Origin of the sequence: Parabacteroides sp. Y3-G-102, assembly GCF_023656845.1 — a bacterium.
Classification (GTDB): Bacteria; Bacteroidota; Bacteroidia; order Bacteroidales; family Tannerellaceae; genus Parabacteroides; species Parabacteroides distasonis.
Window position 1 is genome coordinate 37,407 of record NZ_JAMOKU010000026.1, and the last position, 12,502, is coordinate 49,908.

The following is a 12,502-nucleotide window of genomic DNA, read 5'->3' on the forward strand; positions in this document are numbered from 1 at the left end:
AGAATGAAAAAAGGGTTTTATTACATAGTGGCGTTATTAACGGTACTCTTGCTTTGGTCGTGCAGCACGAAGAAGAACACGAAAGCGAGCCGTTTTTATCATGCCTTTACGACCCGTTATAATATTTATTTCAATGGAAAACAAGCCTTTGACGAGGCACTGAAAAGCCAACAGGACGGATATAAAGAGAACTATTCCGACAGGATCTATATGTATCCGATTAGCGCCCAGCCTAAAGACAAAGCCGAGCCGGGCGGCCCTTTCGACCGGACGATCGAGAAAAGTAATAAAGCTATTAAACTACACTCCATAAAAGCGAAACCGGCCAAGAAACCGGGCTGGCGGAATAATCCCAAACTACGTGCTATCCAAGAACAAGAGGAGTATAACCCTTTCTTAAAGAATAGTTGGCTGATCATGGGACAGGCGCAATTCTACAATGCCGATTTCCTGCAAGCCTCCGCTACCTTTTCCTATATAGCTCGTCATTACGCGAAGGACGAGGAGGTCGTGGCCGAGGCCCGTTTGTGGCAAGCCCGTTGTTATTCCGAGATGGGTTGGTTCTATGAATCCGAGGATATCTTGGATAAGATGAACAAGAACGGTATTCCTGCTTCCGCTTTGAAGCAATATGCGGCGGTGTATGCCGATTATTTGATCAAGAACGGGCAGTTCGAGGATGCCATCCCTTATCTGAAGACCGCTATCAAGGCGGAGAAAAACCGGAAGCAACGTACCCGGATGAAGTATCTTTTGGGACAAATCTATGCGGATCAAGAATTAGATGGCTTGGCTTATAAGACCTTTGGTGAGGTAGCCCGTTCGAATCCTCCGTATGAGTTGGAATTTGCCTCACGTATCCGTCAGACAGAAGTATTCTCGGGTACGAATTACTTGAAAGTGGTGAAGATGCTCGAGAAAATGGCGAAAAGCCAAAAGAATAAGGATTATCTGGATCAAGTATACTATGCTTTAGGAAATGTATACCTCAGCCGGGAAGATACGGTGAATGCCATAAAGAACTATCAACTCGGTATCGATAAGAGTACATTGAATGGAATGGATAAGGCGATCTGCCAGATAAAGCTGGGAGATATCTATTTTACGATGCGGGATTACGTGAAAGCGCAACCTTGCTTTAGCGGAGCCTTAGCCGGAATTCAAAAGGAATACAGGGATTATGAACGGGTTTCTAAATTGTCGGCGATTCTGGATGAATTGGTTGTGCATGTAGAAGCGGTCCATCTTCAAGACAGTTTGCAAGCCTTGGCTAAATTACCGGAAGCGGAGCGGTTAGCGATTATCGATAAGAAGATTGAGGAGGTAAAGAAAGAGGAGGAAGAGGCGAAAGCCTTGGCTGAGAAGGAGGCTTATCTGGCCGAGCAGGAAGCGAAAGGCACCGGAATCGACCGTCCCGGTACGGAAACCAACGCTGTTGTCTTGCCGAATGCGTCCGGTGGAGCGTCTTTCTATTTCTATAATCCTCAGACTGTAGCGCAAGGAAAGACACAGTTCCAGCGTAAATGGGGACGTCGTCCGTTGGAAGATCACTGGCGCCGCCGTAAGAAGGAACTCTCTACCTTTAATGAGAATCTGGATGAGGAGATGCTGGCCGAGGGAGATTCCACCCAAATGGTAGGGCCGGACGGTGAGCCGTTGCCGACCGATTCGATAGGCGGTGATCTGCCGGCTGTTGCCGCCGATGATCCGCATACCCGTGAGTATTATCTACAGCAGCTACCTTTCACGCAAGAGGATATAGACGCTTCTAACATTATTATTATAGACGGTCTTTACAATATGGCGATGATCTATAAGGATAAGTTGGAGGATATCCCCTTATCTGTCGAGGCGTTCGAGAATTTGGAACGCCGTTTCCCGGATAATGAGCACCGTTTGGAGAGCTATTATCAAGTATATTTGATGGCCTTGAAAACCGGAAATACAGCGTTGGCTACCGAGTATAAGAATAAACTAATGAACGCCTTCCCGGAAAGCGATTATGCGGTAGCTGTGGCTGATCCGAATTACGAGTATAATATCCGCATGATGGATGTGGTACAAGACTCGATCTATCAAGCTACTTACGACCGCTATCTGGAAAGCGATACAGCGTATGTACGTAAGAGTTTCCGGTACGTAAGCGAGAAATATCCATTGGCTACATTGATGCCTAAATTCATGTTCTTGGATGCGTTATCCTATGTGCAGGCCGGGGATGCGGAAGGGTTTAAGAATGCCTTGAAAGCACTGGTCGAGAAGTATCCGAATGCGGATGTCACGGAACTGGCCGGGGAGATGTTGAAAGGTGTTCTTCGGGGACGTGCCTTGGTGCAGGGCGGAGTGAAAGGTATGAGTTGGAACCTACGATTCGGTTTGGGCGAGGATGGTATGCTATCTGCCGAGGATTCGGCTCGTGTATTTAATCCGGAACGGAATACGCCTTATCAGATGCTTTTGGTATATCCTACGGGTAGCGTAGATCAGAATCAGTTGCTATTCGCCGTCGCCGCTTATAACTTTGCGAACTTCATGGTGAAAGAGTTTGATTTGGCTTTGGAGCAGGCCGGCCCGATCAGTATGCTGGCGATTAAAGGATTTATTAGTTTTGACGAGATTATCCAATATTATAAGATGATATACGGTAAGGATGGCTATGCTACGGCCTTGAATAAAGCGGTTGCCGTGTTACCGATCTCTGATGATAATTATGAGACCTTGATGCGTGGCAAGACCTTGGATGAATATATCACCTTCTTCGATGAGAGCTTCGGTGAGGAATTACCGGATTTGGCAGGTCGTTGGAAAGCCCGTATGGAAGCCGCTAAGGAGGAGGAGGCGACTGAAGATGAAATGATCACGGAGGAAGAAGCCGAAGTGCCGGAAGAGGCAGATGAATTGAAACTAGAAGTTGAACCGGAAAAACAACCTGTTACAGAGCCGGAGGAGGAACAACGGCCTGTTCAAGAACCTGTTCGACAGCCCGCTATACCAGTCGTCCCGGATACGATTGAGGTCCCTGCGTTTGACAAACCGGAAATCCAGCGTGTCGATACCCTTCGTAAGGATACGGTTCCTGTTGTTCAGCCGGCGGTTGAGGATCAAGGCATGACCTTGAAAGAAATCCAAGAGATCCGTAAACGGGAAGCTGCCGAAGAAGAAGCCCGCAAGGAAGAGGCTCGTAAGGCTTTCGAGGCCCAGCAAAAGGCGGATAAGGAATTACGTGAGCAGAAAGCGAAAGAACAGGAAGAACTTCTCAAGAAGCAAGCGGAGGAAGAACGTGCCCTGTTGAAAGCGAAGGCTGATCGAGAGAAACAGTTGGAAGCTGATCGCAAGGCCAAGCTGAAACAAGCGGAAGCCGACCGTAAGGCGAAACTGAAAGCTCGTGAGGACCTTCGTAAGGAAAAGGAACGTGCTTATAAGCAACGCTTGAAAGAGAAAGAAAAAGAACGTAAGGAGAAGGAACGCTTATACAAGCAAAAATTGAAAGAGAAAGAAAAAGCCCGCAAGGAAGCCTTGCGGGAAAAGGAAAAGGCCGCCCGGGAAAAGGCCCGGAAGCGTTAATTGCGTTAGATACTCTTTATTTATCCAAATAGCTCTTCTTGAAGATATCTATACAAAGAAGGAATAAGGATAGTAACAACGGCCCGAAGATGATCCCCATAAATCCGAATAAGGACAACCCGATTACGACTCCGAAGACGGTGATTAACGGATGTATATCCGCCAACTTCTTTTGTAGGATAAAACGAATCAGATTATCGACGTTCGTAATGACAAGCAAGGCATAAATAGCCAATCCCAAGGCATGTACCCAATCTCCGTTTAAAGCCATATAAGCCGCCAACGGAACCCAGACCAATGCGGTCCCTACAATGGGAATGATCGTAGCGATACAAGTGAGAAACCCAAATAACAGCGGATCGGGAGTCTGAAAGATAAAGTAACCGATCACCGCTACGATACCTTGTATAACCGCCAAAAGAGGGATACCTATGGCGTTTGATTTTACGATCATATTGATCTCGTTGAGTACCTCATCCTTGTTTTGATCACTGAAGGGGAATAAGGTGTATAGATAGTTTTCCATTTTTCTTCCGCCTATCAGCATGAAGTACAGAATGAAAATCAAGACGACGACATTTACGGCGAAACTGCTTATGCTACCCACTAAAAACTGTCCGATTTGTGGGAGTATAGAGGCCGCTTTTAATAAGTTTCCTCTATCCAGTACATCAAACCCGGTCTTTTCCTGAACTAGATCCGCTATATGTTGGCCTGTATTTAGCAGTACAGTCGGGTCTAAATTAATATTTTGAGTTTTGTTGATTACCAACCAGATCGCCAATGTGATTGGGATTAAGAAACATAAGATTGTTTCCCCCAGTAACAGTAAAGCTGCAAAAGCCGGTCTCATATTTAGCTTTTCTGTCAGGTGGAACATCTGTCCACGCAGCAATATATAGATGGTGAATGCTCCAAGTATACCTCCAAGAAACGGGGTAATCTTAAAAAATAGAATTACCCCTAGTCCTAATATAATGGTGATCAATGAGTATCTCCAGTAATGTTCTTTTACGTTTTCCATATACATTCATGCCCTTATTTATCTAAAAACAAGATAGGAGAAGTCATTGTTTATTGGATTTCTTATTCTTTGGAGAGCCGTTTACCTTCGATGAAGGTCTCTTGAATCTCTATATCGTTGTTGAAAATGATGATATCGGCATCCTTTCCTTTCTCCAATGTTCCTTTACGGTCTAAAATACCCATTAGGCGGGCTGGGCTTTCGGAAGCCATACGAACAGCGTCGTGCAATGGAATTTCCGCTTTCTCGACTAAGGTACGGATCAAGCGGATTCCGGTAGCTATACTTCCTGCGATAGCTGAGCGATCGGCTAATTTACATACGCCTTCCTCGATAATTACCCGGGAGTCCGGAAAATGTTCCGTACCGTTATCGCAAGCGGCGGCGGCCATTGCGTCCGTGATTAAGGACGTACGTTCTACCCCTTTGATTTGATATACCAACTTTAAGATTGCTGGTGGTACGTGGATACCATCGGCTACAACTTCAACGGTCATATCTTTCATGAGATAAATACCTTCTACTGTTCCTTCATGTTTATACTCACGGTCTTTATGGACGGAAGTCATGGCATTGTAGAAGTGGGTAGCATGGGTGAATCCGGCTTCGTATGCTTTTTTCACTTGGAGATAATCGACTGTGGTGTGGGCTAGTGAAACCAACACACCATGAGCTGACGCATATTTACCGAATTCCAAAGCCCCGTCAAGCTCGGGGGCGGCGCTCCAGCGTTTAATACATTGGGTACTGTTTAGTAATTCCTTATATTCTTGGGGATCGGGCGGGTAAATATAATTAGGGTCTTGTCCGCCTTTCATAGCCATATTCAAATAGTTGCCTTCGAGATGTAATCCCATGATGCGGGCTCCCTGTTCCGGGTGGTTCATGATGTGCTCGCAGGTCTTGATCGCTTCCCGGAAGGTATCGATAGGGGCAGCTGCCAATGTAGAATATAAAGCCGTTGTTCCCTGTAAAGCATGTGCTCTTGTGATCGCATAGAACGCTTTCGGGGTAGCTTCCGTGAAATCATGTCCGTTGCCGCCGTGTACATGCGTGTCGATACAGCCGGGAGCCACATAATATCCTTTTGCGTCGATGATCTCCGCATGAGGAATCTCCCGGTTTTGCCCGGTGATCTCCACTATTTTCCCATCCGAGATGATGATTTGCCCGTTTGGTAGGAGGCCCGAAGGAGTTAATACTTTTGCGTTTATGATTTTAAGAAATGCGCTTTCCATATATTTTGTTTTTAGTCTTTTGGAATCAGTAATAAGTTATCCTTATAGGACAACGGGGGATTATATTGGATTTCCCGGTTGCCCCTCGGGGTAGCGGATCGTAAGAGTGGTGACTGGCCGGTTATCTCGTAAATAGCTTGTCCTAATAAAGGATCCTTCAAATCTCCGAATTCAGCTAGATCACTCTTGAATTCATCAATAGCTATATCGGGATGAAATCCGTCTTCATAATCAGCTTCCCGATCCTTATTATAAATATGGAAAGTGACGGGAGAAAGTATCCAGCCATATTTTTTAGATTCATTGTAGATCGTCATACCGACGGTCTTGCCAAAAGTCTGCTTACCGATAACCCGAACGTCTAGATAAGATCGTAGCGAGTTAATGATAAGTTCGGAGGCAGAAGCCGTAGTTGAACCTGTCAAAACAAATAGCCGTTGTAGGTTTAAGTTTCCCGCCATGACCTCGGTCGTTTTGAGTAAAGGCAAGGTCTCATTTTTATTGGAGTTTTTATCGTTATACTCCATGATACATAAAGGTTCTCCTAAAACGTTTTCACGGACTAATAGCGAAGCCAGTAATTGGGCGCAATTGACAAGCCCACCCCCATTATAGCGTAAGTCAAGTACGAACTCATTGACGTTGCGGCTTTTGAATTTTTCGAAGAGTTGTTGCAAATAAAGATTATAACTAGTGTCGCTATAATCGTATTCATCCGGTCCGGAGGCGAAATGGTTGTACATCAAATAGCCGATTCGCTTATTGCCATATGTGTATACGGAATCTTTTAGGAATGGGGTGTCTTCTACCGTTCGGGATGCGTTCAAGGTAACTCTTCGGGTGGAGACGAATCCCTTGGTGTTTCCTATTTCTTTTCCTAGTTGGAGGGATACGCTGCCTCCGCTTCTCAATACATCATAGTCTTGGATAGAACCCAAGGAGCCGTTTACGCCAAGTATCCAGTCTCCCCGTTTCAATCCGGCTTCTTCGGCGGGTGAATCCTTTAATACATAAAGGACAATGGCTATTTTATAGGTACTGCCTCCGTCTTTAAGGTTGGAAGTCGCGAAATCGAATCCATATGAGTTGTTCGCGTCGTAAATGCTCTTTGTTACGGTCGCTTTCTCTAATTGGGAAAAGTAATGATGACCTTCAGGAAGATCTTTCCCGTCTTTATCGGATAACAGGCCCTTGAAGAAGGTCTCCGGATCAAGACTAAAGTCCAAGGAACTTTTATCCGGGAACTCGGAATACCAAAGATAATTCTCTCGCATCGTTTGCTCGATCCATTGATTTACTTCATTGTCGGTTGCCGGAATGTCAATATCATCTTTCTCGCAAGCGGAGAATGCTAAAAGGCCAAGGATAACGATCGTATAATATTTATAATTCATAGTGGATATATATTAAAAACAGCCCTTCTCTCAATAACGGAAAAGGGCTGTTGATATTGTTAAGGACAAATATACGCTATATTTTCTTCTCGATAACCGCTTGAACAACATTTAATACATAATCGCCCAGCTTTTCACTTTCACTAACCATGTCCATGTAATAAACGCCATCTTGATATTGGTACAGCTTATTGTTGATATCTTCGATATTCCGGCTCTTCAACTGGTTACGATAGTTGTTGATCTCGTTCTCTATGTTATAAGAAGGATTGATATCATCATGTACGAGTTCCGGTTTATGCAAAATTAGGTTCATGCGATTTAACGCCCCGGATACCAGCTCGAACATATGATCCAAGTGCTTGTTTTGCTCCTCCGTGAATTCGGATTTGAACTCGTTTCTGCGTTTGATACTTCGGGCAAGGTTATTACAAGAATCCGCTATACTCTCGATTTCCGAGACGGCACGTAGCATGATACGGATTTCTTCCTTACTTTCAGAACTCAAACGGCCTTCCGATACTTCAGTCAAGTAATTCGCGATCTCGATCTCCATGCGGTCGCTGATATTCTCGTATTTCTCGATGCGGCTATAAGTCTTGAGGAAGGTCTCCTCATTCTTCTCGTAGAATAATTCTTTCACCATATTAAACATCCTAGCCGTACGCTCGGCGAATAATGAGATTTCTTTATGAGCTTGTAGGATGGAAAGCTCGGCGGTGGATAACATACCTCCCGTGATATAGCGAAGGCGGTATTCCTCGTCTTCCACCTTGGGCTTGATAAGCGTACATACGGTCTTTTCGATCAAGCTTACGAACCAGATCATAATGAAAGTATTACTGATATTGAATGCAGTGTGGAACGCTGCCAGTTTAAAGGATACCGCCACAGCCGGATCACTGACCTTCATTACATGGGTAACAAACCATGAGACGGCATTCGTGAAAGGGTAGAAGAGCACCAAAACCCACATGACACCGAAAACGTTGAAAACAAGGTGCGCTAACGCGGCTCGTCGTGCTTGTGTGTTTCCGGTTAATGCGGCTAAGTTGGCCGTAATCGTGGTTCCGATATTTTCGCCTAATACCAAAGCGACTCCCAAATGGTAATCGATCCAGCCGTTGGCGCACATAATCAATGTAATAGCCATCGTGGCGGCGGAGGCTTGTACGATCATGGTTAAGATCGCTCCGATAAATAAGAACAAGATGATGGAGAAAAATCCCATATCCGTATAATTCTGCACGAAAGCCAGCATTTCCGGATTCGCTCCGAGGTCCGGGGCGTTTGCCTTTAAACTTTGAAGACCCATGAACAGGAACGCGAAACCAAAAACAAATTCACCAATTGATTTACGAGAGCTTTTTCCTGAGAAGAAGAGTGGGAGAGCGAAAGCTAAAAGGGGAAGGGCGAATGCGGCGATATCGACCTTGAAACCGAGGGCGGAGATAAGCCATGCCGTTACCGTGGTTCCGATGTTAGCACCCATAATGACTCCGATGGATTGGGTCAATGTCAAGAGTCCGGCATTCACGAAACTCACGACCATAACCGTCGTAGCCGATGATGATTGGATAAGAGCCGTTATTAACACCCCGGTGAGCATACCGGTTACTCTGTTTGTGGTCATCGCGGTTAGTATTCGCCGTAAACTGTCACCCGCAAATTTTTGTAACCCTTCACTCATGATCTTCATTCCGTACAAGAACAGCGCCAAGGAGCCGATCAGCCGGAGAAAATCAAAAAAAGAATAGTCCATTTAAATTACGTTTAAGTGGATTGTATATCCGATTAATATTCCTAACTTTAGGGGGCGAATTTACAAATAATAACTGAGATAGTATGTCTGAGACAATAACAATTTACTGCAAAAATAATAATACCTACAAGGATGTACCCATTGGTTCTTCGTTGTTGGACATTTATACGGCGGTTGGCGCTCCGCTTCGGTACAGGCCGATGAACGCGCAAGTGAATAATAAGACGGAAAGCTTGAACTTCCGTTGCTGGCAACCGAAGGATATCGAATTTATCGACTATACTCAATTATCCGGATTGAGAACCTATGTCCGCTCGCTTTGCCATATATTTTCCAAGGCGGTGTATGATATTTGGCCGACGGCGACCTTAAATCTGGAACATCCGGTGTCGAAAGGTTACTATTGCGTGATCCATAACGGCAAGAACATCGATCTGGAGACGATCGAGAAGATCAAGAAACGTATGTGGGAGTTGATTGATGCGGATCTTCCTTTCCTCCATAAGAGTGTCCGTACGGTGGATGCCGCCGTATTGTTCAGGGAGCGGGGTATGAATGATAAGGCTCGCTTAATAGAGACGGCGGGATTGCCTTATACCTCTTATTATGAGTTGGAAGGTTATATCAACTTCTTTTATGGCTGTTTAACCCCTTCGACCGGCTATATCCAATTGTTTGACTTGGAACCGTATATGGATGGCGTTTTGCTCCGTATCCCGAAGCAGACCGATCCGATGGAATTGCAGCCTGTCATCAAGCAGGATAAGATGTTCGAGGCTTATAAGGAACACCTTACATTGCAGCGGACTGTCGGCTTAGATAATGTGGGGGATTTGAATTTAGCGATAGAGAAAGGCCGCTCTCAGGATATAATCCTTGTCTCTGAGGCGATGCAGGAAAAACAGGTTGCCAAGATCGCCGAAAAGATCGCCGATGGATATAAAGAGGGCATCCGTATCGTCTTGATCTCCGGCCCTTCTTCTTCGGGAAAGACTACGTTTTGCAAGCGTTTGCAAGTACAATTGACGACTAACCTGCTTCATCCGGTAGGAATTTCCTTGGATGATTATTTCTTGAATCGGGAAGATACACCGAAAGATGAGCATGGCGAGTATGATTTTGAATCTTTGTATGCGCTGGATTTACCTTATTTTAATAAGGATTTGAAGAAGTTGTTATCCGGGGAAGAGATCGAGCTGCCTAGTTTCAACTTTGAGTCTGGCCGAAGGATTTTCAAGGGAAAGAAGTTAAAACTTCGTGAGAACTCGATTTTGGTAATAGAAGGTATTCATGCTTTGAATCCGGAACTGACGGAGTTTATCGATGATAAATATAAATATCGGGTATATGTCTCGGTCTTGACCTCTATCTCTTTGGATAACCATAATTGGATACCGACGACGGATAATCGTCTGCTGCGCCGTATTATCCGGGATTATCGCTTTAGGGGATATTCGGCGGAAGATACGATCAACCGTTGGCCGAGCGTGCGCCGGGGTGAGGATAAATGGATCTTTCCGTATCAGGAGAATGCGGACGCTATGTTTAATAGCGCTATGTTGTATGAGTTGGCCGCTTTGCGGAAATATGCGGAACCGATCCTAGCGCAAGTACCCGAGAGCAATAAAGCGAATGCCGAGGCATATCGTTTGCTTCGTTTCCTTCGCTACTTTAATTATATCCCTACGGAAGAGTTGCCGGGAACTTCCTTGCTCCGTGAATTCTTGGGGGGAGGAAGCTTCAAGTACTAGGTAGAATCAGACTCTATAAAGCCTTTAAAAAAAGACGTACGTGTTTTTCCGAAAACATGTACGTCTTTTTTTGAAAACACGTACGTGTTTTTATGTTACCCCTTTTTGACAAAATGTTTCGGGGCCCGGATTTAAGCTGTTTGTTATTTGGAGGCCGGGCAATGATCCGTCGGGCAAAAGATCATGCACCTTGTTTAGAACTATTATAGTTTAATAGCTGTACTGTTAAAACTAAAAACTTATATTTGCATGTTGATAAATAAGAGGGCGGGTGATTGTCCTGCCCTTACAGTGCAATGATTTAGATTATGTTAAAGCAACAGTTACAACAAAAGTTACAGCAAAAGCTATCCCCTCAGCAGATACAGTTGATACGGCTTCTGGAGCTTCCCGCGATCGAGTTGGAAGAACGTGTGAAGCATGAGCTGGAAGATAACCCAGCCTTGGAGGAAGGAAAAGAGCCTGTTGATGATTTTGAACGAACTGAAAGCGAGGAGGGGGGAGAAGAGATCCCTTCTGTTGATACTGAGACCGACCTTTCTTTGGGAGATTATTTAACGGAAGACGATATACCTGATTATAAGCTACGGGAAATGACCGAGCGTGCGGAACGGAAAGAGGATGTCCCCTTCTCCGTAAGCCAATCCTTGAATGAGTTTCTGTTACAGCAGCTCGGGTTAAGGGATTTACCGGATAAGCAAATGAAAATAGCGGAGTATATCATTGGAAATATCGATGATGACGGTTATTTGCGCCGGGACCTTTCGGCGATAGCGGACGATTTGATCTTCCAAGCCGGACAAGAGGTAGATGAGAAGGAGATCGAGTCTATCTTGAATATCATCCAAGATTTTGAGCCTGCCGGGGTAGGTGCCCGTGACTTGAAAGAATGTCTGTTGATCCAGCTGGATAAGAAGGAGAATACTCCGGTTACAAATTTGGCGATTCGTGTTTTGACCGAATATTTCGAGGAGTTCACCCGCAAACATTACGATAAGATCTTACGAGGTCTCGATATCGATGAGGAAACGTTAAAGAAGGTCATTCACGAGATTACTATGTTAAATCCGAAACCCGGAAGTAGTTGGGGTGGTTCTATGGAAGTGGCGATGAGCCAGATCATCCCGGATTTCGTGGTGGAAGCGCATAATGGAGAGCTTATCTTGAGCATGAATAACCGGGGGGTACCGGATATGCGTATCAACCGGGAGTATGCCGAGATGTTTCAGGATTATACGGCGAATAAGGCGAACCAAACCGCTGAGAGGCGGGATGCCGTACAGTTCGTGAAACAAAAGTTGGATTCCGCCCAGTGGTTCATCGACGCTATCAAGCAACGTAATGAGACCTTGCAGCGTACCATGGAGGCGATTATCTATTTACAACGGGACTTTTTCCTGACAGGCGATGAGGCTACCCTCCATCCCATGATCTTGAAAGACGTAGCGGAGCGTGCGGGATATGATATCTCCACTATTTCCCGGGTAAGTAACAGTAAATATGTGCAAACGAATTTCGGTATTTATCCGTTGAAATACTTTTTCTCCGAGTCTATGCAGACCGATACCGGTGAGGAGATCTCGACCCGTGAGGTGAAAAAGATCATGAAAGAACATGTAGATGCCGAAGATAAACGAAAACCGTTGACCGATGAGGAGTTGGCTACGATCCTGAAAGAAAAAGGGTATGTCATCGCCCGGCGTACGGTAGCGAAATACAGGGAGCAACTGGGGATTCCGGTAGCTCGTCTGAGAAAAGAAATATAAAAG

7 protein-coding genes are annotated in these 12,502 nt (G+C 45.2%); 3 read left to right on the forward strand and 4 right to left on the reverse strand.

Annotation, left to right across the window (positions count from 1 at the left end; genetic code table 11):
* Nucleotides 1–3 precede the first annotated feature (3 nt).
* Nucleotides 4–3,564: a type IX secretion system periplasmic lipoprotein PorW/SprE gene (gene porW, locus NBH16_RS13950; protein WP_005863491.1), complete on the forward strand. Its 3,561-nt coding sequence runs from the start codon at nucleotides 4–6 to the stop codon at nucleotides 3,562–3,564.
* A gap of 16 nt (nucleotides 3,565–3,580) precedes the next feature.
* Here porW and NBH16_RS13955 read toward each other — a convergent pair whose 3' ends face one another.
* The 4 genes from NBH16_RS13955 to NBH16_RS13970 form a co-directional block, all read right to left on the reverse strand.
* A complete protein-coding gene (locus tag NBH16_RS13955; protein ID WP_005863489.1) occupies nucleotides 3,581–4,594 on the reverse strand; it encodes an AI-2E family transporter in 1,014 nt (337 codons plus the stop codon).
* A 56-nt stretch (nucleotides 4,595–4,650) separates the two neighbouring features.
* A complete protein-coding gene (nagA, locus tag NBH16_RS13960; RefSeq protein WP_250788762.1) occupies nucleotides 4,651–5,826 on the reverse strand; it encodes an N-acetylglucosamine-6-phosphate deacetylase in 1,176 nt (391 codons plus the stop codon).
* Nucleotides 5,827–5,837: 11 nt separating this feature from the next.
* A complete protein-coding gene (locus NBH16_RS13965) occupies nucleotides 5,838–7,220 on the reverse strand; it encodes a S41 family peptidase (protein ID WP_057326085.1) in 1,383 nt (460 codons plus the stop codon).
* A 76-nt stretch (nucleotides 7,221–7,296) separates the two neighbouring features.
* Nucleotides 7,297–8,982, reverse strand: a complete 1,686-nt coding sequence (locus NBH16_RS13970) for a Na/Pi cotransporter family protein (RefSeq protein ID WP_009016699.1) — start codon at nucleotides 8,980–8,982, stop codon at nucleotides 7,297–7,299.
* An 83-nt stretch (nucleotides 8,983–9,065) separates the two neighbouring features.
* On the opposite strand from NBH16_RS13970, the gene NBH16_RS13975 reads away from it, so the two are divergent.
* The gene (locus tag NBH16_RS13975; RefSeq protein ID WP_048927006.1) at nucleotides 9,066–10,733 is read left to right on the forward strand and encodes a nucleoside kinase; all 1,668 of its coding nucleotides are present in this window, start codon (nucleotides 9,066–9,068) and stop codon (nucleotides 10,731–10,733) included.
* Nucleotides 10,734–11,041: 308 nt separating this feature from the next.
* Nucleotides 11,042–12,499: an RNA polymerase factor sigma-54 gene (gene rpoN, locus NBH16_RS13980; protein ID WP_005860047.1), complete on the forward strand. Its 1,458-nt coding sequence runs from the start codon at nucleotides 11,042–11,044 to the stop codon at nucleotides 12,497–12,499.
* Nucleotides 12,500–12,502 lie beyond the last annotated feature (3 nt).

Excerpts from the sequence above, each read along its gene's own strand:
- porW (WP_005863491.1), top strand. The coding sequence starts at position 4 with ATGAAAAAAGGGTTTTATTACATAGTGGCGTTATTAACGGTACTCTTG.
- NBH16_RS13955 (WP_005863489.1), bottom strand. The coding sequence starts at position 4,594 with ATGTATATGGAAAACGTAAAAGAACATTACTGGAGATACTCATTGATC.
- nagA (WP_250788762.1), bottom strand. The coding sequence starts at position 5,826 with ATGGAAAGCGCATTTCTTAAAATCATAAACGCAAAAGTATTAACTCCT.
- NBH16_RS13965 (WP_057326085.1), bottom strand. The coding sequence starts at position 7,220 with ATGAATTATAAATATTATACGATCGTTATCCTTGGCCTTTTAGCATTC.
- NBH16_RS13970 (WP_009016699.1), bottom strand. The coding sequence starts at position 8,982 with ATGGACTATTCTTTTTTTGATTTTCTCCGGCTGATCGGCTCCTTGGCG.
- NBH16_RS13975 (WP_048927006.1), top strand. The coding sequence starts at position 9,066 with ATGTCTGAGACAATAACAATTTACTGCAAAAATAATAATACCTACAAG.
- rpoN (WP_005860047.1), top strand. The coding sequence starts at position 11,042 with ATGTTAAAGCAACAGTTACAACAAAAGTTACAGCAAAAGCTATCCCCT.